This is a genomic window from Hydrogenophaga sp. T66 (assembly GCF_057219855.1).
Genome location: NZ_JBXVVX010000002.1, coordinates 156,407 through 178,248, shown reverse-complemented (window position 1 = coordinate 178,248; position 21,842 = coordinate 156,407). Strand labels below are relative to the sequence as shown.

19 protein-coding genes are annotated in these 21,842 nt (G+C 67.9%); 12 read left to right on the top strand and 7 right to left on the bottom strand.

The features are described 5' to 3' along the window. Window positions 1–10: 10 nt before the first annotated feature. Window positions 11–1,192, bottom strand: coding sequence for an acyl-CoA dehydrogenase family protein (locus AC2D80_RS09810; RefSeq protein WP_484632833.1), 1,182 nt, complete (start codon window positions 1,190–1,192; stop codon window positions 11–13). A gap of 170 nt (window positions 1,193–1,362) precedes the next feature. Between AC2D80_RS09810 and purN the strand changes: the two genes are divergently transcribed. Continuing rightward, entirely contained in the window at window positions 1,363–1,953 is a 591-nt protein-coding gene (gene purN, locus AC2D80_RS09805; protein WP_484632832.1) for a phosphoribosylglycinamide formyltransferase, read from the top strand. A gap of 25 nt (window positions 1,954–1,978) precedes the next feature. Here the strand turns inward: purN and AC2D80_RS09800 are convergent, their stop codons facing one another. Further along, window positions 1,979–3,598 (bottom strand): peptide chain release factor 3, encoded by a 1,620-nt coding sequence (locus AC2D80_RS09800; RefSeq protein ID WP_484632831.1) that lies wholly within the window; start codon window positions 3,596–3,598, stop codon window positions 1,979–1,981. A 65-nt stretch (window positions 3,599–3,663) separates the two neighbouring features. Here AC2D80_RS09800 and AC2D80_RS09795 point away from each other — a divergent pair, with 65 nt between their 5' ends. Both AC2D80_RS09795 and AC2D80_RS09790 read left to right on the top strand, forming a co-directional pair. Next, entirely contained in the window at window positions 3,664–4,932 is a 1,269-nt protein-coding gene (locus AC2D80_RS09795) for an RsmB/NOP family class I SAM-dependent RNA methyltransferase (protein WP_484632830.1), read from the top strand. Window positions 4,933–5,081: 149 nt separating this feature from the next. Further along, complete coding sequence (locus AC2D80_RS09790) at window positions 5,082–6,308, top strand: DesA family fatty acid desaturase (RefSeq protein ID WP_484632829.1); 1,227 nt, start codon at window positions 5,082–5,084, stop codon at window positions 6,306–6,308. 162 nt (window positions 6,309–6,470) lie between these two features. Here the strand turns inward: AC2D80_RS09790 and rpmG are convergent, their stop codons facing one another. From rpmG to trxB, 3 genes are all read right to left on the bottom strand, one after another. Then, window positions 6,471–6,641 carry a 50S ribosomal protein L33 gene (rpmG, locus tag AC2D80_RS09785; protein WP_484632828.1) on the bottom strand — a complete coding sequence of 57 codons (171 nt, stop codon included), beginning with the start codon at window positions 6,639–6,641 and terminating at the stop codon, window positions 6,471–6,473. A gap of 11 nt (window positions 6,642–6,652) precedes the next feature. After that, window positions 6,653–6,886: a 50S ribosomal protein L28 gene (gene rpmB / locus AC2D80_RS09780; protein ID WP_056269541.1), complete on the bottom strand. Its 234-nt coding sequence runs from the start codon at window positions 6,884–6,886 to the stop codon at window positions 6,653–6,655. A gap of 228 nt (window positions 6,887–7,114) precedes the next feature. Next, window positions 7,115–8,062, bottom strand: a complete 948-nt coding sequence (gene trxB / locus AC2D80_RS09775) for a thioredoxin-disulfide reductase (RefSeq protein ID WP_484632827.1) — start codon at window positions 8,060–8,062, stop codon at window positions 7,115–7,117. 162 nt (window positions 8,063–8,224) lie between these two features. On the opposite strand from trxB, the gene AC2D80_RS09770 reads away from it, so the two are divergent. The 9 genes from AC2D80_RS09770 (at window position 8,225) to lysS (ending at window position 18,952) form a co-directional block, all read left to right on the top strand. Beyond that, window positions 8,225–8,899 carry a Crp/Fnr family transcriptional regulator gene (locus AC2D80_RS09770; RefSeq protein ID WP_484632826.1) on the top strand — a complete coding sequence of 225 codons (675 nt, stop codon included), beginning with the start codon at window positions 8,225–8,227 and terminating at the stop codon, window positions 8,897–8,899. Between the two features lie 54 nt (window positions 8,900–8,953). Next, window positions 8,954–11,299 (top strand): DNA translocase FtsK, encoded by a 2,346-nt coding sequence (locus AC2D80_RS09765; RefSeq protein ID WP_484632825.1) that lies wholly within the window; start codon window positions 8,954–8,956, stop codon window positions 11,297–11,299. Between the two features lie 47 nt (window positions 11,300–11,346). Next, entirely contained in the window at window positions 11,347–11,994 is a 648-nt protein-coding gene (gene lolA / locus AC2D80_RS09760; RefSeq protein ID WP_484632824.1) for an outer membrane lipoprotein periplasmic chaperone LolA, read from the top strand. Continuing rightward, complete coding sequence (locus AC2D80_RS09755) at window positions 11,991–13,289, top strand: replication-associated recombination protein A (protein WP_484632823.1); 1,299 nt, start codon at window positions 11,991–11,993, stop codon at window positions 13,287–13,289. The genes lolA and AC2D80_RS09755 overlap by 4 nt, the downstream gene beginning before the upstream one ends. A gap of 231 nt (window positions 13,290–13,520) precedes the next feature. Continuing rightward, window positions 13,521–14,450: a branched-chain amino acid ABC transporter permease gene (locus tag AC2D80_RS09750; RefSeq protein ID WP_484632822.1), complete on the top strand. Its 930-nt coding sequence runs from the start codon at window positions 13,521–13,523 to the stop codon at window positions 14,448–14,450. Between the two features lie 18 nt (window positions 14,451–14,468). Beyond that, the gene (locus tag AC2D80_RS09745) at window positions 14,469–15,563 is read left to right on the top strand and encodes an ABC transporter permease subunit (protein WP_484632821.1); all 1,095 of its coding nucleotides are present in this window, start codon (window positions 14,469–14,471) and stop codon (window positions 15,561–15,563) included. A 16-nt stretch (window positions 15,564–15,579) separates the two neighbouring features. After that, window positions 15,580–16,350, top strand: coding sequence for an ABC transporter ATP-binding protein (locus tag AC2D80_RS09740; RefSeq protein WP_484632820.1), 771 nt, complete (start codon window positions 15,580–15,582; stop codon window positions 16,348–16,350). Between the two features lie 150 nt (window positions 16,351–16,500). Then, window positions 16,501–17,217: an ABC transporter ATP-binding protein gene (locus tag AC2D80_RS09735; protein ID WP_484632819.1), complete on the top strand. Its 717-nt coding sequence runs from the start codon at window positions 16,501–16,503 to the stop codon at window positions 17,215–17,217. 178 nt (window positions 17,218–17,395) lie between these two features. Beyond that, on the top strand, window positions 17,396–18,952 hold the full coding sequence (gene lysS, locus AC2D80_RS09730; protein ID WP_484632818.1) for a lysine--tRNA ligase: 1,557 nt from the start codon (window positions 17,396–17,398) through the stop codon (window positions 18,950–18,952). 36 nt (window positions 18,953–18,988) lie between these two features. Here lysS and AC2D80_RS09725 read toward each other — a convergent pair whose 3' ends face one another. After that, on the bottom strand, window positions 18,989–20,767 hold the full coding sequence (locus AC2D80_RS09725; RefSeq protein WP_484632817.1) for a sensor domain-containing diguanylate cyclase: 1,779 nt from the start codon (window positions 20,765–20,767) through the stop codon (window positions 18,989–18,991). 86 nt (window positions 20,768–20,853) lie between these two features. Then, window positions 20,854–21,807: an RNA polymerase sigma factor RpoH gene (gene rpoH, locus AC2D80_RS09720; protein ID WP_484632816.1), complete on the bottom strand. Its 954-nt coding sequence runs from the start codon at window positions 21,805–21,807 to the stop codon at window positions 20,854–20,856. Window positions 21,808–21,842: the final 35 nt, after the last annotated feature.

The following is a 21,842-nucleotide window of genomic DNA, read 5'->3' as shown; positions in this document are numbered from 1 at the left end:
TGCCTCCTGATCAGCCGAGCACGGTTTGCGCCACGATGTTGCGCTGCACCTCGTTGGAGCCGCCGTAGATCGTGGTCTTGCGCATGTTGAAGTAGGTCGAGGCCAGCGGCGCGTTGGCCACGGTGCCGCCCGGGAAGTCGCCTTGCCAGCCCGCTTCCATCGCTTCGAAGATGAAGGGCAGGCTGTAGGGACCCGCGGCCAGCATCATCAGCTCGGTGTAGCGCTGCTGGATCTCGCTGCCGCGGATCTTCAGCAGACCGGCGATGTCCAGCGAGCTTTTGCCCGCCTTCTCGGCCGACAGCACGCGCAGCACCAGCATCTCCAGCGCCACGATGTCCACCTCCAGCAGGGCAATCTGGTCGCGGAAGCGGCTGTCTTCCCACACGCCCTCGGCCTTGGCGATGCGCTTGAGGCGCTCGAGTTCGCGCTTGGCGCGGTTCACGTCGGCGATGTTGGTGCGCTCGTGGCCGAGCAGGTACTTGGCGTAGGTCCAGCCCTGGTTTTCCTCGCCCACCAGGTTCTCTGCCGGCACCTCGACGTTGTCGAACCACACCTCGTTGACCTCGCACTCGCCGTCGAGCAGGCGGATCGGCCGCACGGTCACGCCCGGCGATTTCATGTCAATGAGCAGGAAGCTGATGCCCGTCTGCGGCTTGCCTTCCGTGCTGGTGCGCACGAGGCAGAAGATCCACTCGCCGTACTGGCCGAGCGTGGTCCAGGTTTTCTGACCGTTGACGATGTACTTGTCGCCCCGTCGCTCGGCCCGGGTCTTCAGCGAGGCGAGGTCGGAGCCGGAACCCGGCTCGCTGTAGCCCTGGCTCCACCACACCTCGCCGCTGGCGATGCCCGGCAGGTGGCGCTCTTGCTGCGCCTTGTTGCCGAAGGCCATGATCACCGGGGCCACCATGACCGGCCCGAAGGGCACGACGCGCGGCGCACCGGCCAGCGCGCATTCCTCTTCAAACAGGTGGCGCTGCACCGCGTTCCAGCCCGGCCCGCCAAACTGCTGGGGCCAATTCCAGCCCAGCCAGCCCTTCTTGCCAAGGATCTTGGCCCAGCGCTGCATGTCGTCCCGCGACAGGCGCATGGCGCTGTGCACCTTCTGGGCGATGTCGGCGGGCAGGTTGTCCCTGACCCAGCCCCGGATCTCGTCGCGAAACGCCAGTTCTTCCGGCGTGAAAGCCAAATCCATGGTGGTCTCCTGATGCGCGCCCGTCCGGGCGTCTGACAGCCGGGCAGTCTCGCACGACCGTTCGATTTGAGCCTGTCCGGGCCGCGACAAACCCGCCGCCCGTCCTCGGGTTTGGTGCGGCGGGGGACGGCGCCGGGCCGCGCAGGCGCGGGTCGCTACACTGCGCGCCCATGTCAGCGCGGCAACCCATCGTCATCCTGATCTCCGGCAGCGGCTCCAACATGGCCGCCCTGGTCGAGGCCGCCCAGCGGCGCCGCTGGGCCGAGCGCTTCGGCGCGCCGGTGGCCGCGGTCATCAGCAACCGGCCGCAGGCCGCCGGACTCGCGTGGGCGCGGGAGCGGGGCATCGCCACCGCGGTGGTCGATCACACCGCCCACGCCGACCGCGACGCGTTCGACACCGCGCTGGCCACCGCCATCGACGCACACCGGCCCGGCTGGGTGCTGCTGGCGGGTTTCATGCGGATCCTGACCCCCGCCTTCGTGGCGCGCTACGCCGGGCGGCTGGTCAACATCCACCCCAGCCTGCTGCCCGCCTTTCCGGGGCTGAAAACCCACGAGCGCGCCATCGCCATGGGCTGCCGCGTGGCCGGCGCGACGGTGCACCGCGTGACGGCGGAGCTCGACCACGGCGACATCCTGGAGCAGGCCGTGGTGCCGGTGGTGCCGGGCGACACCCCCGAGGCCCTGGCCGCGCGGGTGCTCTCGCAGGAGCACGTCATTTACCCGCGGGCGGTCGAGGCGCTGCTGGCGCGCGGCTGACCGCCGGCCGCCACGCGGCGGTGCGTCACATCGACCTGGCGAACACCAGGCCCGCGTGTTCGCGCATGGCGTGGAAGCGGATCTTCGGCCAGTTGGCCTCCACCGCGCGCAGCGTGGCCAGGTGGTCCAGCAGGATGGTCGGCGCGTCCACCGCGTCCAGGGCCACACGGTGGGCGTTGGCGTCGATGAAGCGCTTGAGCTCCTGCTCGCCACCGTCCTCGGGCGCGCACGTCACCCAGCGCGCCACGTTGTACGAGCTGCCGGTGATGCGCGCTTTCACGCCGTACTCGTGCTCCAGCCGGTGGGCCACCACCTCAAACTGCAGCTGTCCCACCGCCCCGAGCAGCAGCACGCTGCCCGCCACCGGCCGGAACACCTGGATCGCGCCCTCTTCGCCGAGCTGCGTCAGACCCGCGCGCAGCTGCTTGGTGCGCAGCGGATCGGCCACCTCCACGCTGCGGATGATTTCCGGCGCGAAGAAGGGCAGCCCGGTGAACTGCAGGGCCTCGCCCTCGGTGAGCGTGTCGCCGAGCTGCAGCACGCCATGGTTCGGGATGCCGATGATGTCGCCGGCAAAGGCCTCGTCGAGCAGTTCGCGCCGCTGCGACAGGAAGCTCACCACCGTGTTGGGCCGCAGCTCCTTGCCGCTGCGCACCACCTTCAGGCGCATGCCGCGCTCGAAGTGGCCGCTGGCCACGCGCACGAAGGCGATGCGGTCGCGGTGCGCCGGGTCCATGTTGGCCTGGATCTTGAACACCACACCGCTGAACTTCGGCTCCACCGGCTCCACCGTGCGCTGGATGGCCGCCTTCGACCCCGGCGGCGGTGCCAGGTCGACCAGCGCGTCGAGCACCTCGCGCACGCCAAAGTTGTTCACCGCCGAGCCAAACAGCATCGGGGTCTGCTGTCCGGCCAGGAAGGCCGCTTCTTCAAACGCCGGCGACGCGCCCGCGACCAGCTCCAGCTCTTCGCGGGCCTGCGCGAACTCCGCGCCGAAGCGCCGCGCGGATTCGGCGTTGTCCAGGCCTTCCAGCACTTCCTCGTCGCCCCCGCGGCGGTCCTCGCCGGCCGCGAACACGCGCATCTGCTCGGTGCGCCGGTCGTATACCCCATGGAACAGCTTGCCCATGCCCACCGGCCAGGTGAACGGCACCACCGTCATGCCGAGCTCGCGCTCGATCTCGTCCATCAGGTCCAGCGGGGCCTTCACCTCGCGGTCCATCTTGTTCACGAAGGTCAGGATCGGCGTGTTCCGCGCGCGGCAGACCTGCAGCAGCCGCCGGGTTTGCGGCTCGACGCCGTTGCCGGCGTCGATCACCATCAGCGCCGCGTCCACCGCGGTCAGCACGCGGTAGGTGTCCTCGGAGAAATCCTGGTGGCCCGGGGTGTCCAGCAGGTTGATCACGCAGTCGCGATACTCCATCTGCATCACGCTCGATGCGACCGAGATGCCGCGCTGCTTCTCGATCTCCATCCAGTCGGAGGTGGCGTGGCGGGCGGCCTTGCGTGCCTTGACGCTGCCGGCGATGTTGATCGCGCCCGAGAACAGCAGCAGCTTCTCGGTGAGCGTGGTCTTGCCCGCGTCGGGGTGGGAAATGATGGCGAAGGTGCGCCGACGGCGCACCTGTTGGGGAATGTCGGACATGGGGCGCGATTATCGGCGCTGCCCCCGCGCGCGGCCGGGGAGGCCCGGCGGGGGACAATACCGGGATGCACCCGAATGCCCTGCTGGAAGAAGCCGCCACGCTGCTGGAGCGCGTGTTTCGCTTCGATCAACCCACCGACGCGCTGCTGGCGCGCCACTTTCGCGAGCACCGCTCGCTCGGTCCGCGCGACCGCGCCACGCTCGCCGACACCGTCTTCGCCGTGCTGCGCGAGCGCCTGCGCCTGGAGGCGCTGGCCCGCTCCGGCAGCGGCTCCCGCTGGCGTCGGCTGGCCATCCTGGCCTTCCCCGGCGACATCGATTTCCTCAAGAGCGCCCTGAGCGAGCCGGAGAAGACCTGGCTCGACGCCTGCCGGGCCACGCCCGACAGCGTGTGGCTCGCGCCACACCGCCACAACCTGCCCGACTGGCTGGCGGCGGCGCTGCAGGCGCAGGTCGGTGACGAATTCGACACCCTGGCCGAGGCCCTGATGCGTCCCGCGCCCCTGGACCTGCGCGTCAACACCCTCAAGGCCCGTCGCGACGCGGTCCTGGCCGAGCTCGCCGCCGGCGGTCTGACGGGCGAGCCCACCCCGTGGTCGCCGCTGGGAATCCGGCTCGCCGGCAAACCCACGCTCGCCCGCTGGCAGCCCTACGCCGACGGCGCGGTCGAGGTGCAGGACGAAGGCTCTCAATTGCTGGCCCTGCTGGTCGGCGCCCGGCGTGGCGAGATGGTGGCCGATTTCTGCGCCGGCGCGGGCGGCAAAACGCTGGCGCTCGGCGCGGCCATGCGCAACACCGGCCGCCTTTACGCCTTCGACACGTCGGCCCACCGCCTCGAAGGCCTCAAGCCGCGGTTGGCGCGCAGCGGCCTGTCCAACGTGCACCCGGTCGCCATCGCCCACGAGCGGGATGACCGCATCAAACGCCTCGCCGGCAAGCTCGACCGTGTGCTGGTCGATGCGCCGTGCTCCGGCCTGGGCACGCTGCGCCGCCATCCCGACCTCAAGTGGCGCCAGACGCCCGCGGCGGTGGCGGCGTTTGCAGCGCAGCAGACCGCCATCCTCGCCAGCGCCGCCCGCCTGCTCAAGCCCGGTGGACGGCTGGTGTACGCCACCTGCAGTCTGCTGACCGACGAAAACGAGGCCATCGCCGCCGCGTTCGACGCGGCCCAGTCCGGCTGGCGGCTGCTGTCCGCGGCGACCTTGCTGGCCGACGCCGGCGTGCACGACCCCGCGGTCCTCGCCAGCGGACCGGAGGGGCGGTTTCTTCGCCTGTGGCCCCACCGGCATCGCACCGACGGCTTTTTTGCGGCTGTCTGGCAGAAAACCCCTTGATCTTTCACAAACACCCCCTGATCTGCGGTCTTTCTCCGGTTGGAGAAAACCCCTGTCCGTCCTAAAATCGGGGGACCGCAGCGCCCCTGCCCGGCGTAGCGGCGGCCCTTGGCCGCGCTTGTTCACTTGGGCAGCTTTTCAGGAAATCCATGTCTGCATCCGACCCCGGCCTTCTCGCGTCCCTGTGGGATGGCTTCATCACCTTCGCGGCCGAAGGCCTGACCGGCGCGAGCTGGTGGCAGACGCTGATCGTTGCCCTCGTGCTCACGCACATCACCATCGCCAGCGTCACCATTTACCTGCATCGCCACTCGGCGCACCGATCGCTCGACCTTCACCCCATCCCGGCCCATTTCTTCCGCTTCTGGCTGTGGCTGACCACCGGCATGGTCACCAAGGAGTGGACCGCCATCCACCGCAAGCACCACGCCAAGTGCGAGCAGGACGGTGACCCCCACAGCCCGCAGGTGTTCGGCATCAAGAAGGTCTTCTGGGAAGGCAGCGAGCTGTACCGCGCTGAGGCCAAAAACCGCGAGACGCTGGAGCGCTACGGCCACAACACGCCGACCGACTGGATCGAACGCAACCTCTACACCCGCCATTCCCGGCTCGGTGTGAGCCTGATGCTCATCGTCAACGTCGCGCTGTTCGGCGCGCTGGGTGTCACCGTCTGGGCGATCCAGATGATCTGGATCCCTGTCACGGCCGCCGGCATCATCAACGGCATCGGCCACTGGTGGGGCTACCGCAACTTCGAGGCCACCGATGCCAGCACCAACGTGTCGCCCTGGGGCATCCTGATTGGCGGTGAAGAGCTGCACAACAACCACCACACCTACCCGACCTCGGCCAAGCTCTCGGTCAAGCCGTACGAGTTTGACATCGGCTGGCTTTACATCAGCGTCCTCAGCGCCCTTGGTCTGGCCACGGTGAAAAAGGTGGCGCCGCGCGTGGCGTATGGCGATGTCAAGCCGGTGGCCGACGAGAAGACGCTGGAAGCCGTGATCGCCCACCGCTACGAAATCATGGCCGGCTACGCCCGCGAACTGCGCGCCGCCTGCAAGAGCGAACTGCAGTCGATCAAGGCCCGCAGCGGCGATGTGTCGGCGCTGCAAGCCGCCAAGCGCTGGCTGCACCGGGATGACGACAAGGTGCCGGCGGCCGTGAAGCCCCAGCTGGCCCAGGCCCGTGCCCAGCACCCGGTGCTCGACCAGATGGTCACCATGCGGGAAGAGCTCCGCGCCCTGTGGTCCAGCACCACCGCGTCGCGCGAGCAGCTGGCGGCGGATTTGCAGGCCTGGTGCCGCCGCGCCGAAGAGAGCGGCATTGCCGCGCTGCGCGACTTCTCGCTGCGTTTGCGCGCCGCGCACGCCTGACGCGGTCCGGGCGCCCCGGCCGGGCGGCGATGCCTGCGCCGGTTCTCGCCCTTCACCGCCTCGATCGCATCGCCATCGAGACTGACCAAGAAAAAGGCCCGCTGGGAACAGCGGGCCTTTTTGCTGGGTCGATGGAAGCCGGCGCGATACCGACGCCTCTCGTCACTTCAGCTTGATTTCCTTGTAGTCCACGTGCTTGCGGGCGACCGGATCAAACTTCTTGATCAGCATCTTCTCCGGCGTGGTCTTCTTGTTCTTGGTGGTGGTGTAGAAGTGGCCGGTGCCGGCGGTGGACTCCAGCTTGATCTTCTCGCGAACGCCTTTGGTTGCCATGGTGCGTCTCCTTAAGCCTGGCCACGGGCGCGCAGGTCGGCGAGCACCGCATCGATACCGTTCTTGTCGATCAGGCGCAGTGCGGCGCCCGAGACGCGCAGACGAACCCAGCGGTTCTCGCTCTCGACCCAGAAACGGCGGTATTGCAGGTTCGGCAGGAACCGGCGCTTGGTTTTGTTGTTGGCGTGGGAAACGTTGTTCCCGACCATGGGCTTTTTGCCCGTGACGTCGCAGACGCGTGCCATGTGGACACTCCGATCGCTATAAACAGCCGCCGCCGGAGGATGGTGCGCGCCCGCTGGGGGCACCATCCTGGCGCATCGGCCTCACCTCGCCATGAAAAGGGTGGCGGTATCCCGTTGATCGCAGGTTCCCAGCCGGACGGCGAGCCCGGGGGCGGAAAACGCAGCAAAGCCCGCAATTATAGCCTGCCCCGCGGCGCGCCGCAAACCGGGGTCGGTTGCGGCCCCGTGTCAGGCGCTTTGCTGCTCCAGGAAACGCTGGGCGTCGAGCGCGGCCATGCAGCCGGTGCCGGCGCTGGTGATGGCCTGCCGGTAGACATGGTCCTGCACGTCGCCCGCCGCAAACACCCCCGGAACGCTGGTCATGGTGGCCATGCCGTTCAGACCCGAGCGGGTGACGATGTAGCCGTCCTTCATCTCCAGTTGGCCCTTGAAGATGTCGGTGTTGGGCTGGTGCCCGATGGCGATGAAGCAGCCTTTGAGGGCGAGGTCCTCGGTGCCACCGTCGGTGGTGCGGCGGATGCGAACGCCGGTCACGCCGGTGGCGTCGCCCAGCACCTCGTCGAGCGTGCTGTGCAGCTTGAGCTCGATCTTGCCGGCGGCGACTTTTTCCATGAGCTTGTCGACCATGATCGCTTCGGCCCGGAAGCTGTCGCGGCGGTGGATCAGGTAGACCTTGCTGGCGATGTTCGACAGGTACAGGGCCTCCTCGACCGCGGTGTTGCCGCCGCCGACCACGCAGCACACCTCGTTGCGGTAGAAGAAACCGTCGCAGGTCGCGCAACCGGAGACGCCTTTGCCCATGAACGCCTCTTCCGAGGGCAGGCCCAGGTACTTGGCGGAGGCGCCGGTGGCGATGATCAGCGCGTCGCAGCTGTACTCGCCGCTGTCGCCCTTGAGCACGAAGGGCCGGCGCGAAAAGTCGACGGCATTAATGTGATCGAACACGATTTCCGTGTTGAAGCGCTCGGCGTGGGCAAGGAAGCGCTGCATCAGGTCCGGGCCTTGTACGCCTTGCGCGTCGGCCGGCCAGTTGTCGACTTCGGTGGTCGTCATGAGCTGGCCACCCTGGGCGATGCCGGTGATCAGCACGGGCTTGAGGTTGGCACGGGCGGCATAGACGGCGGCCGTGTAGCCGGCGGGACCGGAGCCGAGGATCAGGACGTGGGCGTGTTTCATGGGAGGCGGCTCCGCGCGACGGACGGGGGTATTTGGTTTAGAGTTGGCGTGTGAGGTGAGGCTGTCGGCCGCAAAGTCAACCCGTCTTGACATCCGGTGCGGCGCGCCTTGCGTATTGTAGGAAGGGCCCGTTGAACGCCCGAACGCCAAGGGAATACACGCATGTCGATCCTCTCGAATCTGGACCTCATCCGCCGTGTGCCGCTGTTTGCCACCCTGACGCAGGCGCAGGCCGAGTCGGTGGCCGATGCGGTCGTCAAGCGCCGCTTCAAGCGCGGCGAATGCATCGTGGAGCAGGGCAAAAAATCCAACGCTCTGTCGATTGTCCTGACGGGCCGCGCCCGGGTGGTGACCACCGACACCCGCGGCCGCGAGGTGATCCTGGCCACCATGAACCCGGGCGACTATGTGGGCGAGATGAGCCTGATCGACAACCAGCCTCACTCGGCCACCGTGCGCTGCGAGGTGCAGACCGATGTGCTGATCCTGGGGCGCAACGAATTTGCCCGGTGTCTGCCCGAAAACTCGTCGATGGCCTACGCCATCATGCGCGGCTTGGTGCAGCGGCTGCGGCACGCCGACCGCAAGATCGAATCGCTGGCCCTCATGGACGTGTACGGCCGGGTGGCGCGCGCGCTGCTGGAGTTTGCCCAGCCCGACAAGGAGGGGCGCCTGGTCATCAAGGACCGCGTGTCCCGCCAGGACGTGGCCAAGATGATCGGTGCCTCGCGCGAGATGGTCAGCCGGGTGATGAAGGACCTCGAAGAGCGGGGGTTCATCGAGGTGACCGAGGCGGGCGCCACCGTGATCAAAGAGCGGCTGAGTTCCCTCGGTTGACCCGCCGGACCGGGGCGGGCTTGGGGTAAGCTCCCCGCCGACGCCCGCTGGTCCATGACGTACTCCCTCAATACCCTCAACGCCGACCGCGCCACCGCTGCGCCGGGCGGTGTCGCGCGCTTTGCGCAGGAAATCGCGCTCGTCCTGGGCGCGGCCGCCTTGTTGATCTGGCTGATCGCGCTGCTGAGCCACTCGCTGGCCGACCCGGCGTGGAGCACGACCGGCGCGGGTGCCGCCGTGGGGAACTGGGCCGGGCGTTTTGGCGCGCTGCTGGCCGATGCCAGTTACTTTCTGTTCGGCTTTTCGGTGTGGTGGCTGTTTTTTGCCGGCGTGCGTGCGTGGTTGGCGACGCTGGCGCGCTGGCTGCGCAGCGCACCGGCGCCGGCACCGGAACAGGGCGAACGCTGGTGGCAGCGGCCCGCGGTCCGGCGGGCTGGCTACGCCGCGGCGCTCATGGGCCTGATGGGGGCGAGTACCGCACTGGAGTGGGGCCGGCTCCACCGGCTGGATGCGGCGTTGCCGGGGGCTGCCGGCGGCGTGTTGGGGCAATGGCTGGGGCCGCTGGTGCAGCGCGGTGTGGGATTCACGGGAGCGGCGCTGGTCTTGCTGGCGGTGGCGCTGGTGTGCCTGCCGGTGGTGTTTCGCTTCACGTGGGGCCACTGGGCCGAAGCCTTGGGGCAGCGTCTCGATGGCTGGTTCGAGGCGCGCCGCGAGAAGCGCGAGGCGGTGGAGGATCAGCGCATCGGAGCCCGGGCGGCGCGCGAACGCGAAGAGGTGGTGAAGGTCGAGCGGGTGGAGATCGAGGAGCACCACCCGATGCCGGTGGTGATCGAACCGGCGGTGGTGGACGTGCCCAAGAGTGAGCGGGTGGCCAAGGAGCGGCAGAAGCCGTTGTTCACCGACCTGCCCGACAGCAAGCTGCCGCAGGTCGATCTGCTGGATGCGCCCCCGTCGCAACAGGCGGGCGTGGACCCGCAGACGCTCGAGATGACGAGCCGCCTGATTGAAAAGAAGCTCAAGGACTTTGGCGTGGAGGTGCGGGTCGTGGCGGCGGCGCCGGGTCCGGTCATCACGCGCTACGAGATCGAGCCGGCCACGGGCGTCAAGGGCTCGCAGATCGTCAACCTCAGCCGGGACCTGGCGCGTTCGCTGTCGCTGGTGTCGATTCGCGTGATCGAGACCATCCCGGGCAAGAACCTGATGGCGCTGGAACTGCCCAACGCCAAGCGGCAGACCATCCGTCTGTCCGAAATCCTCGGATCGCAGGTCTACAACGACGCCAAGAGCCTGCTCACCATGGGCCTGGGCAAGGACATCGGCGGACTGCCGGTCGTGGCCGATCTGGCCAAGATGCCGCATTGCCTGGTGGCCGGCACCACCGGTTCGGGCAAATCGGTGGGCATCAACGCGATGATCCTGTCGCTGCTGTACAAGGCCGACCCCAAGGACGTCCGCCTGTTGCTGATCGACCCGAAGATGCTCGAGATGAGCGTCTACGAAGGCATCCCGCATCTGCTCGCGCCGGTGGTTACCGACATGAAGCACGCGGCCAACGGCCTGAACTGGTGCGTGGCCGAGATGGAGAAGCGCTACAAGCTCATGAGCAAGCTGGGCGTGCGCAACCTCGCCGGCTTCAACGCCAAGATCGACGACGCCACCGCCCGCGGCGAATCCATCGGCAATCCTTTCAGCCTCACGCCGGAGCAGCCTGAGCCTCTGGAGCGCCTGCCTTACATCGTGGTGGTGATCGACGAACTGGCCGACCTGATGATGGTGGTCGGCAAGAAGATCGAGGAGCTGATCGCCCGCCTGGCCCAAAAGGCACGCGCGGCCGGCATTCACCTGATCCTGGCCACGCAGCGGCCCAGCGTGGACGTCATCACCGGCCTGATCAAGGCCAACATCCCCACGCGGCTGTCCTTCCAGGTCAGCAGCAAGATTGACAGCCGCACCATCCTCGACCAGATGGGTGCCGAGAGCCTGCTGGGCATGGGCGACATGCTGTACATGCCCTCGGGCACCGGCTTTCCGATCCGCGTGCACGGCGCCTTCGTGAGCGACGACGAAGTGCACCGGGTGGTGGCCTATCTGAAGGAGCAGGGCGGGGAGCCGAACTACGTGGACGGCGTGCTCGATGGCGCGGGCGCCGACGGCGAGGGCGGCGATGGATTCGGCGAAGCCGGGGGCGATGCGGGCGGCGAGAAAGACCCGCTCTACGATCAGGCGGTGGCGATCGTGCTGCAAGACCGCAAAGCCAGCATCTCGTACGTGCAGCGCAAGCTCAAGATCGGCTACAACCGCGCCGCGCGCCTGCTGGAAGACATGGAAAAGGCCGGCCTGGTCAGCGCGCTCACGTCCAGCGGCCAGCGAGACATCCTCACCCCGCCGCGCGGCGACTGACGCCGCGAGGGCTGAAACTCGCCGGCGCCGCCCGGCTCTGACCGCCCATGAAACACCCGATCCGCCGATTTCTCCTGGCCAGCGCGCTGGCCGCCACCGCATCGGTCGCGTGGGCCGATGGCCTGCAGGCGCTGGAAAGCTTTCTGCAGAACGTGGGCAGCGCCCGTGCCTCTTTCACCCAGACCGTGACCGCGCCCCCGCGCAGCGGCGAGGCCACGCCACGCGTGCGTGCATCCAGCGGCAGCTTCGCGTTCCAGCGGCCTGATCGCTTCCGGTTTGACTACGCCAAGCCCTTCCCCCAGGTGATCGTCGCGGACGGTCAGACCCTGTGGCTGCACGACATCGACCTCAACCAGGTGACCGCCCGGTCGCAGAAATACGCCCTGGGCAGCACCCCCGCCGCGCTCATCGCTTCGGCCAAGGATCTCAAGTCGCTGTCGGCGGCCTTTGAGTTGCGCGCTGCGCCCGACCGGGACGGCCTGAGCTGGGTGGAGGCGCGGCCTCGCCAGGCGGACGGTCAGCTGCGGCTGATCCGCCTGGGTCTGCAGGGCGGGCAGATCGCCGCCATGGACATCGAGGACGGGCTGGGGCAGCGCTCGCAGATCCGTTTCCAGGACTGGCGCAGCAACCCCGGTCTGGGCGCCGCCGACTTCCGCTTCACCCCGCCGCCCGGGGCCGATGTGATCCGCCCGTGACCGCCACCCGCGCCGAAGCCCACGTGCCGCTGGCCGAGCGGCTGCGCCCGCGCACGCTGGGCGAGGTCGTCGGTCAGCAGCACCTGCTCGGCGACGGCATGGCCCTGCGTCTGGCCTTCGAGTCCGGCCAGCCGCACAGCTGCATCCTCTGGGGGCCGCCCGGGGTCGGCAAGACGACGATCGCCCGGCTCATGGCCGACGCCTTCGACGCGCAGTTCATCACCATCAGCGCCGTGCTCGGTGGCGTGAAGGACATCCGCGAGGCGGTGGAGCGCGCCGAGGCAGCGCGTGGCGGCCTGCAGAGCCAGCGCACCATCGTGTTCGTGGATGAGGTGCACCGCTTCAACAAGAGCCAGCAGGACGCCTTTCTCCCCCACGTCGAGAGCGGCCTGTTCACCTTCATCGGTGCCACCACCGAAAACCCCTCGTTCGAGGTGAATTCGGCTCTGCTGTCCCGGGCGGCGGTCTATGTCTTGCAGCCGCTCACCGACGAGGACCTGCGCGGCATTGTGGCCAAGGCGCAGGCGATCGGCGCGGTGCCGGCGGCCGACGAGGCCGCGCTGGCCCGGCTCATTGCTTACGCCGACGGCGACGCCCGGCGACTGCTCAACACCCTGGAAACGCTGGCCGTGGCGGCGGGGCGCGAGCGGCTGGCCGAGATCACCGACGCCTGGCTGCTCAAGGTGCTGGGCGAGCGCATGCGCCGCTATGACAAGGGCGGCGAGCAGTTCTACGACACCATCAGCGCCCTGCACAAAAGCGTGCGCGGCTCGGACCCCGACGCGGCGTTGTACTGGTTCGTGCGCATGCTCGACGGTGGCGCCGACCCGCGCTATCTGGCGCGCCGCCTGATCCGGATGGCGACCGAGGACATCGGCCTGGCCGACCCCAGGGCGCTGCGTCTGGCGCTCGACGCCGCCGAGGTCTACGAGCGCTTGGGCAGTCCGGAGGGTGAGCTGGCCCTGGCCGAGTGCGTGGTGTACCTGGCGGTGGCCGCCAAGTCCAACGCCGTCTACAAGGCTTACAACGAGGCGCGCGCCTTCGTGAAGAAGGATGGCACCCGTCCGGTGCCCCTGCACCTGCGCAATGCACCGACCCGGCTCATGAAGGACCTGGACTACGGCAAAGGTTACCGCTACGCCCACGACGAGGAGGGCGGGTTCGCGGCGGGGGAAACCTACCTGCCCGACGGGATGGCGCCGCCGCGCTTTTACCGTCCCGTTGACCGGGGGCTGGAGGCGCGCATCGCCGATAAGCTGCGGGAACTGCAGCGCTTGAACGATCAGAAAAGCTAATACCGGGCCATTTGCGCTCATGCAGGCCCGATACCGCCCCCGGGTATCAGGGTAAACCCTTGATTTGTCAGGGCAAGCCCGCATGCGTCCCCCAAGAAGGGGTCGCTACAATCCGCCGCCGACCCGCCAATCGCCCTTTACCAAGGGCCGTTGTGGCGGGTTTTTTGCTAGGTTGTTACAGGGGGTTGCGTACCCACGCCGCCCTGCCGGTCACAAACACGGAGAACCTTCATGGAAGTTTTGCTACAGCAGATCATCAACGGTCTGGTGCTGGGCAGCATGTACGCGCTGGTCGCCTTGGGCTACACCATGGTGTACGGCATCATCGGTCTCATCAACTTCGCCCACGGTGACGTGCTCATGGTGGGCGCGCTGACGAGCTGGACCATCATCGGCTGGATGATGAGTGCCTCCACCGGCCTGCCCGGCTGGATGATCCTGTTGCTGGCCACGCTGATCGCGATGGTCGTCTGCGCGGTGCTCAATTTCTCGATCGAGAAACTGGCCTACCGGCGCCTGCGCAACTCGCCACGGTTGGCGCCCCTGATCACCGCGATCGGTATGTCGATCCTGCTGCAGACGCTGGCGATGATCATCTGGAAGCCGAACCCCAAGTCTTACCCGTCGATGCTCTCGCGCGAGCCGATCGAAATCGGCGGCGCGGTGATCTCGGTGACGCAGATTGCCATCCTGGCCACCACCGCCATCGTGCTGGCCCTGCTGATGTGGCTGGTCAACCGCACCAACCTCGGCCGCGCGATGCGCGCCACCGCCGAGAACCCCCGCGTGGCAGCGCTGATGGGCGTCAAGCCCGACGTCGTGATTTCCGCCACCTTCATCATCGGCGCCATGCTGGCGGCCATCGCCGGCGTGATGTGGGCCTCCAACTACGGCACCGTGCAACACGCCATGGGCTTCATGCCCGGCCTGAAGGCCTTCGTGGCCGCGGTGATGGGTGGCATTGGCAACCTGGGCGGTGCGGTGCTCGGCGGCGTGCTGCTCGGTCTGATCGAAGCCCTCGGCGCGGGTTATCTGGGCAAGCTCACCGGCGGTTTCCTGGGCAGCCAGTACACCGACATCTTCGCCTTCATCGTGCTGGCCCTGGTGCTGACCCTGCGCCCCTCGGGCCTGCTGGGTGAACGTGTGGCCGACCGCGCCTGACGCCGAAGGAGACGCCCCATGAACTCGAAAAGCGCCAAACTGATTGCCTTCGCCATCGTGGCGGTGGCCCTGCTGCTGCTGCCCATGGCCTTGCAGGCCACCGGCAGCAACTCCTGGATGCGCATCGTCGACATCGCGCTGCTGTATGTGCTGCTGGCCCTGGGCCTGAACATCGTGGTGGGCCACGCCGGCCTGCTCGACCTCGGCTTCATCGCGTTCTTCGCGGTGGGTGCCTATTTCTACAGTCTGCTGGCTTCGCCGCATCTGACCGACAACTTCCCGGCGCTGGCCGCGCAGTTCCCCGACGGCTTGCACCTGAATTTCTGGATCGCGATGGTGTTTGCCGGGGTGCTGGCGGGATTGACCGGGCTGATGCTGGGCTTTCCGGTGCTCAAGCTGCGCGGCGACTACCTCGCCATCGTGACGCTGGGCTTCGGCGAGATCGTGCGCATCTTCATGCTCAACCTCGACCGCCCGATCAACCTGACCAACGGCCCCAAGGGCATCAGCAACGTCGACGCCGTGTCCGTGTTCGGCCACAGCATGTCCCGACCGCTGGAGATCAATCTCGGCAGCTTCAGCTACACCTTCCAGTCGGTCACGCTGTACTACTACCTGATCCTGTTCTTCGTGGTGATCGCCGTGATCGTGGCCAGCCGCCTGGAGCAGTCGCGCATCGGTCGCGCCTGGATGGCCATCCGCGAAGACGAGATCGCCGCCAAGGCCATGGGCCTGAACACCCGCAACCTCAAGCTCGCCGCTTTCGGCATGAGCGCCACCTTCGGCGGCGTCTCCGGTGTGCTGTTTGCCTCGCTGATGCGCGGCGTCTACCCCGAGTCCTTCATCCTGATGGAGTCGGTGATGATCGTGGCGATGGTGGTGCTCGGTGGCCTGGGTCACATCCCCGGCGTGATCCTCGGCGCGCTCGTGCTGGCCGGCCTGCCCGAGCTGCTGCGCCACGTGGCGCACCCGCTGACGGCCATGACCGACGGTCGCCTCGGCCCCGAGATCCTGCGCCAGCTGCTGATCGCCCTGGCCATGATCATCATCATGCTGCTGCGTCCGAAGGGGCTCTGGCCGTCGCCCGAGCACGGCAAGTCCCTGTCCAAGTGAGCGGAGGCCCGGCATCATGAGTGAAACCATCCTGAAAGTGGCCAACGTCTCCAAGCGCTTCGGCGGCCTGCAGGCCCTGAGCGACGTGGGCCTTGAGATCAAGCGCGGTCAGGTCTATGGCCTGATCGGTCCGAACGGCGCAGGCAAGACCACGTTCTTCAACGTGCTCACCGGCCTGTACACGCCCGACAGCGGCAGCTTCGAGCTCGCCGGCAAGCCCTACACGCCCTCCGCGGTCCACCAGGTCGCCAAGGCCGGTATCGCCCGCACCTTCCAGAACATCCGGCTGTTCGCCGAGATGACCGCGCTGGAGAACGTGATGGTGGGTCGCCACGTGCGCACCCATTCCGGCCTGCTGGGCGCGATCCTGCGCACCCCGGGCTTCAAGCGCGAGGAGAAGGAAATCGCCGACCGCGCCCGCGAGTTGCTCGACTACGTGGGCGTCGGCAAGTTTGCCGACTACCGCGCCCGCACGCTGAGCTACGGCGACCAGCGCCGGCTGGAAATTGCCCGCGCGCTCGCCACCGACCCCCAGCTGATTGCGCTGGACGAGCCGGCGGCCGGCATGAACGCGACCGAGAAAGTGCAGCTGCGCGAGCTGATCGACCGCATCCGCAACGACAACCGCACCATCCTGCTCATCGAGCACGATGTGAAGCTGGTGATGGGCCTGTGTGACCGCGTCACCGTGCTCGACTACGGCAAGCAGCTGTCGTCCGGCAGCCCGGCCGAGGTGCAGCGCGACCCCAAGGTGATCGAGGCCTACCTCGGCACCGGTGGCCATTGACATGCAGCGCCCCCGCCGCGCAGCGCGCGACCCCCTCAAGGGGGCGACACCACCGCCCCGGCCAAGCCGGTTCCGCGGTGGTCCGCGGTGGCGCAGTTGGTATCCCTGTACCGCAGCTTCGGCCGGTGCGGTCGCTTGAAGGAATTTGACATGGCAAACACGCTTCTCAAGATCAAGGGCCTGAAGGTGTCCTACGGCGGCATCAAGGCCGTCAAGGGCATCGACATGGAGGTCCGTGAAGGTGAACTGATCACGCTGATCGGCTCCAACGGCGCTGGCAAGACCACGACCATGAAGGCCGTGACCGGTTCGCTGGCCATGGAGGCCGGCGACGTGGAATACCTGGGCCAGAGCATCAAGGGCAAAGGCGCCTGGGACCTGGTCAAGCAAGGCCTGGCGATGGTTCCGGAAGGTCGCGGTGTGTTCACCCGGATGACCATCACCGAGAACCTGCAGATGGGTGCGTACATCCGCAGCGACAAGGGCGGCATCGACGCCGACATCGAGCGGATGTTCACCATCTTTCCGCGCCTGAAAGAGCGCAAGGATCAGCTGGCCGGCACGATGTCGGGCGGTGAGCAGCAGATGCTGGCCATGGCCCGCGCGCTGATGAGTCAGCCCAAGGTGCTGTTGCTCGATGAGCCCTCGATGGGTCTGTCGCCGATCATGGTCGACAAGATCTTCGAGGTGGTGCGCGACGTGTACGCCCAGGGCGTGACCGTGGTGCTGGTGGAGCAGAACGCCCGCCGCGCGCTGCAGATTGCCGACCGTGGCTACGTGATGGACTCCGGCGAGATCATCATGACCGGCAACGCGCGCGACATGCTGGACGACCCGAAGGTGCGAGCCGCCTACCTGGGCGAGTAAGACAGACGGGGAATTCTGGCGGCGCGGCGGCGCTCCGGCGGCCGATGGACGCAGCCCGTTTGGCCGCGCCGTGGGGCGAGTCGCCCTTGAGGTGGTCGCGCGTGAGCGCGGCAGGGCGTGGTCCCATCCCTACAATTGCGGGTTGCGCGCCATCGGGCGCCCAACCCGCTTTTCATTCATGACCCCTGCCAACACCCCCGAATCCGCCGCGCCCGTGGCGCCCGACGACAACCAGCTGATCGCCGAGCGGCGCGAGAAGCTCAAGGCGCTGCGGGAGGCGCAGGCCCGGGGCGAGGGCATCGCGTTCCCCAACGACCACAAGCCGGCGGACCGCGCGGAAGACCTGTTCGCCCGCCACGGCGAAACCACCAAGGAGCAGCTCGAGGCTTCGCCGGTGCGCGCCAGCGTGGCTGGGCGCATGATGCTCAAGCGGGTGATGGGCAAGGCCAGCTTTGCCACGCTGCAGGACGCCTCCTTCGGCCCCAGCGGGGGCCGCATCCAGATCTACCTGAACAACGAGTCCGTGGGGGAGGCGGTGCACAACGCCTTCAAACACTGGGATCTGGGCGACATCGTGGCCGCCGAAGGCGTGCTCTTCCGCACCCGCACCGGCGAATTGACCATCCACGCCGATCGCATCCGGCTGATCACCAAGAGCCTGCGCCCGCTGCCCGACAAGTTCCACGGCGTGCACGATCAGGAGATCAAGTACCGGCAGCGCTATGTCGACCTCATGACCGACGAGGGCGCGCGCCAGCGCTTCGTCACCCGCAGCAAGGCGATCTCGGCGTTGCGCGGCTTCATGGTTGAGCACGGCTTCCTCGAGGTGGAAACGCCGATGCTCCACCCCATTCCCGGAGGCGCCAACGCCAAGCCCTTCATCACCCACCACAACGCGCTGGACCAGGAGATGTTCCTGCGCATCGCGCCCGAGCTCTACCTCAAGCGCTTGCTGGTGGGCGGCTTTGAGCGCGTGTTTGAGATCAACCGCAATTTCCGCAACGAAGGCATCTCGGTTCGCCACAACCCCGAGTTCACCATGATGGAGTTCTACGCGGCCTACTGGAACTACCGCGACCTCATGGACTTCAACGAGGCGCTGATTCGCCATCTCGTGCGCACGGTGCGTGGTGACGGCGAGTTGACCTATCAAGGGCGGTCCGTCGACATCGACTCCCCCTTCGAGCGGCTCACCATCCGCGACGCGATCGTGAAGTACACCGATGCCGGCGAGCGCGTGGACGACCGTGACTGGCTGATCTCGCGCCTGCGTCAGCTCGGTTTGAGCGAAGAGAAGGAGCAGCTCTCCACGCGCAGCCTGGCCAGCCTGCAGGTGATGTTCTTCGAGGAAAAGGTCGAGGACCAGCTCTGGAATCCCACCTTCATCATGGATCACCCGACGGAGATCTCGCCGCTGGCGCGCGCCAACGACACCCGCCCGGAGATCACCGAGCGCTTCGAGCTCTACATCACCGGTCGCGAGTTCGGCAACGCCTTCTCGGAGCTCAACGATGCCGAGGACCAGGCCGCCCGTTTTCATGCGCAGGTGGCGGCGAAGGATGGCGGCGACGACGAAGCGATGCACTTCGACGCGGACTACATCCGCGCCCTCGAGTACGGCATGCCCCCGGCGGGTGGCTGTGGCATCGGCATTGACCGCTTGATGATGCTGTTGACCGACAGCCCCAGCATCCGCGACGTGATCCTCTTCCCGGCGCTGCGCCGCGAGCATTGAGCGGTCGCGCGAAGCGCCGGGCCTGGGCGCCGCCGCTCAGAAGTTGAGCCGCAGGATCGCTTTGCGCGGGTCTTCGGCCAGGGCCAGCAGGCCCTGGGTCAGCCAGTCCAGGTGGGCCTTGGCGTCGGTCCCGAACTCGCCGCTGGCATCCGGCAGCATGGCCACGACGATGCGCAGCTGCAGGCTGGCCCCGCTGGGCAAAGGCCGGTGTTCTTTGAGTCCGCTGGCCACCAGCCCGGTCGCGGCAGCCAGCGCCTGTGGGCTCCGGATCGGCCCTTCCATCAGCCACGCCAGCGTGGTGTCGCCCACGCGGGCGGCGGTGTCGATGTCCCGGGCCTCGGAGCGCAGCAGCGAGGCCGCCAGCACCAGCGCTCGGTCGGCCACCTCACGGCCGTGGCGGTTTTGCAGGTGGTCGTGGTTGTCCAGGTGCACCAGCAGCAGGGCACTCTGGTGTCCGTGGCGTTGCGAGCGGACGAGGCTCTCGTGCAGCCGTTGCAGGAAGTGGTGGCGGTAGGTCAGGCCGGTCAGCGGCTCGGTGAGCGTGAGCGCCCGCGCGCGGACCTGGGCTTCGTGTTGCAGCGACGATCGCTGCAGCAGCGCGTAGATGAGGACCGGCGCCTCGATCGCCGCGGCGATCACCATGCCGTACTGCGACAGGAAGTCGGATTCCAGCAGATTGAAGTTGCGCAGGACCGGAATCAGGCTCCCGAGCAGCACCGGGCACACCCCCAGCGCCACCCAGCGCGCCCAGCGGTCGCCGGCCTGCCAGGCGCGCAGCGTCATGGCGAGGCCCAGGCCAATCGTCACCGCGCCCAGTGCCGTGCTGGCGTGCAGGCTGGCGTCGCTGGGCGCGGTCACGTCCCAGGCCACGACCAACAGCCAGACGAGGCACACGAGCGTGGTCAGGCCGCTCAGCGTGCGGCCCACCCGGCGCGGCTGGATCACCTGCCTGAGGAACAACAGCCCGGCGATCCCGACCAGCGGCAGCAGGCAGAACTGCGAGGCCTGGTTCCAGCGCGCGCTGTCCGGCCAGAGGAACTGGCCGCCCACACCGAGGGACGCGGCCAGCGACAGCCCGAGCAGCGAGATGTAGACCGCGTAAGCGGCGAAACTGGGGTCGCGGAACACCACCGCGTTGGCGCTGGCGACCACCACCAGCAGCAGCGCCATGCCGAAATAGGCGCCGAGCAAAAATTGCTCCTGGATGCGCTGTTCGCGCAGGTCCCGGTGGTCGCGCACCCACCACGAGCCGGAAAACGGCACGCGCGCGTGCTCGACACGCACCCAATAGCGGATCGTGCGGTACGGGTCGGCGTCGAGACTGAACACCGGAAAGCGATCCGGGCTGGTCCAGGCACTCACCGGGAGGCGGTCGCCCGCGTGCTGCGCGGCCCACGACCCGTCGGCGGTCTGGTGGTAGACGCTGATGCGGTCGGTGCCTGAGCGCGCGAGCTCCAGCTCCCAGCGTGCTTCGGTGGTTCGCAGCTGCACGTCAAAACGCAGCCACAGCACACTCCCGTCTGCCACCTGAAACCGCTCGCCGCGGCGCAAAGGCCGCCAGGCCAGCGCCGCGTCGTTCGAGGCGAGCGCGGCCGCGTCCAGCCGGCCGCTGTCATCAACAGCCACCCACAGGTGAGGCTCCAGCCGGTGGCGCGCCAGGTGGCCGTCCAGCACCAGCACCCCGGTCTCGGCCATCGCCGCCGGCATGGCCACCAGTCCGAGCAGACACAGGATGACGGCGCCCAGATGGGCCAGCGCGCCGCCAAGAAAGGCCCGGCGCGGGCCGGGCCATGCGGTGGGGTGGGGCGGGTTCATCCGCCCCATTCTGGGGACTCAGCCGGGCGACACCCTCAGGCGTATCCGCGGACCGGCGCGCGGACCGGTTCGTGGACCGATGTTCCTCAGGCGTAATCCGCCAGGGCCTTGCGCATTTTTTTCATGGCCGCCACCTCGATCTGGCGGATGCGTTCGGCGCTCACGCCGTACTCGGCCGCCAGCTCGTGCAGGGTCATGCCGCCGGAGCCGTCGTCGTTCACCTTGAGCCAGCGCTCGGTGACGATGCGCCGGGCCCGGTCGTCGAGTTCACCGAGCGCGCGGGCGATGCCTTCGGTGGCCAAGCGGTCGCGCTGGGCCGACTCGATCACCGCGGTCGGCTCCTGGGTGGCGTCGGCGAGGTAGGCGATCGGGCCAAAGGCGTCTTCGCTGTCGTCGCCGGGCAGCGGATCGAGCACCACGTCGCCGCCGGCCAGGCGCGTTTCCATTTCGCGCACCTCGTCGGGCTTGACGTTGAGGTCGCGCGCCATGCGGCCGACCTCCAGGTCGCTCAGCACCTCACGGTGCGTGTCGCCGTCCAGCGCCTCGGCGCGCATCCCCTGCTTGCGCGAGCGCAGGTTGAAGAAGAGCTTGCGCTGCGCCTTGGTGGTGGCCAGCTTGACCATGCGCCAATTCTTCAGGATGTACTCGTGGATCTCCGCCTTGATCCAGTGCATGGCGTAGCTCACCAGCCGCACGCCCTGGTCGGGGTCGAAGCGCTTGACGGCTTTCATCAGGCCCACGTTGCCTTCCTGAATCAGGTCACCCTGGGGCAGGCCGTAACCAAGGTACTGGCGCGAGATCGACACCACCAGGCGCAGGTGGGACATCACCAGGCGGCCCGCGGCTTCCAGGTCGTTGTGGTCGCGCAGGCGGCGTGCGGCGTCCTGCTCTTCATCGAGCGTGAGCAGGGGCAGGCGGTTCACCGCGGCGATGTAGGCGTCCAGGTTGCCCAGCGGCGGCAGCGTGAGCGAGCGGCTGGCCCACGGCGACGCCACGGCCACGGCGGCCGCGGGGGTGGCGGGAACGAGCGTATGGGACATGGCAACCTCCTTCGGTGGTGCAGGATTTGATGTTA

Coding starts and splice junctions, on each gene's coding strand:
- AC2D80_RS09810 (WP_484632833.1), bottom strand. CDS start 1,192: ATGGATTTGGCTTTCACGCCGGAAGAACTGGCGTTTCGCGACGAGATC.
- purN (WP_484632832.1), top strand. CDS start 1,363: ATGTCAGCGCGGCAACCCATCGTCATCCTGATCTCCGGCAGCGGCTCC.
- AC2D80_RS09800 (WP_484632831.1), bottom strand. CDS start 3,598: ATGTCCGACATTCCCCAACAGGTGCGCCGTCGGCGCACCTTCGCCATC.
- AC2D80_RS09795 (WP_484632830.1), top strand. CDS start 3,664: ATGCACCCGAATGCCCTGCTGGAAGAAGCCGCCACGCTGCTGGAGCGC.
- AC2D80_RS09790 (WP_484632829.1), top strand. CDS start 5,082: ATGTCTGCATCCGACCCCGGCCTTCTCGCGTCCCTGTGGGATGGCTTC.
- rpmG (WP_484632828.1), bottom strand. CDS start 6,641: ATGGCAACCAAAGGCGTTCGCGAGAAGATCAAGCTGGAGTCCACCGCC.
- rpmB (WP_056269541.1), bottom strand. CDS start 6,886: ATGGCACGCGTCTGCGACGTCACGGGCAAAAAGCCCATGGTCGGGAAC.
- trxB (WP_484632827.1), bottom strand. CDS start 8,062: ATGAAACACGCCCACGTCCTGATCCTCGGCTCCGGTCCCGCCGGCTAC.
- AC2D80_RS09770 (WP_484632826.1), top strand. CDS start 8,225: ATGTCGATCCTCTCGAATCTGGACCTCATCCGCCGTGTGCCGCTGTTT.
- AC2D80_RS09765 (WP_484632825.1), top strand. CDS start 8,954: ATGACGTACTCCCTCAATACCCTCAACGCCGACCGCGCCACCGCTGCG.
- lolA (WP_484632824.1), top strand. CDS start 11,347: ATGAAACACCCGATCCGCCGATTTCTCCTGGCCAGCGCGCTGGCCGCC.
- AC2D80_RS09750 (WP_484632822.1), top strand. CDS start 13,521: ATGGAAGTTTTGCTACAGCAGATCATCAACGGTCTGGTGCTGGGCAGC.
- AC2D80_RS09745 (WP_484632821.1), top strand. CDS start 14,469: ATGAACTCGAAAAGCGCCAAACTGATTGCCTTCGCCATCGTGGCGGTG.
- AC2D80_RS09740 (WP_484632820.1), top strand. CDS start 15,580: ATGAGTGAAACCATCCTGAAAGTGGCCAACGTCTCCAAGCGCTTCGGC.
- AC2D80_RS09735 (WP_484632819.1), top strand. CDS start 16,501: ATGGCAAACACGCTTCTCAAGATCAAGGGCCTGAAGGTGTCCTACGGC.
- lysS (WP_484632818.1), top strand. CDS start 17,396: ATGACCCCTGCCAACACCCCCGAATCCGCCGCGCCCGTGGCGCCCGAC.
- AC2D80_RS09725 (WP_484632817.1), bottom strand. CDS start 20,767: ATGAACCCGCCCCACCCCACCGCATGGCCCGGCCCGCGCCGGGCCTTT.
- rpoH (WP_484632816.1), bottom strand. CDS start 21,807: ATGTCCCATACGCTCGTTCCCGCCACCCCCGCGGCCGCCGTGGCCGTG.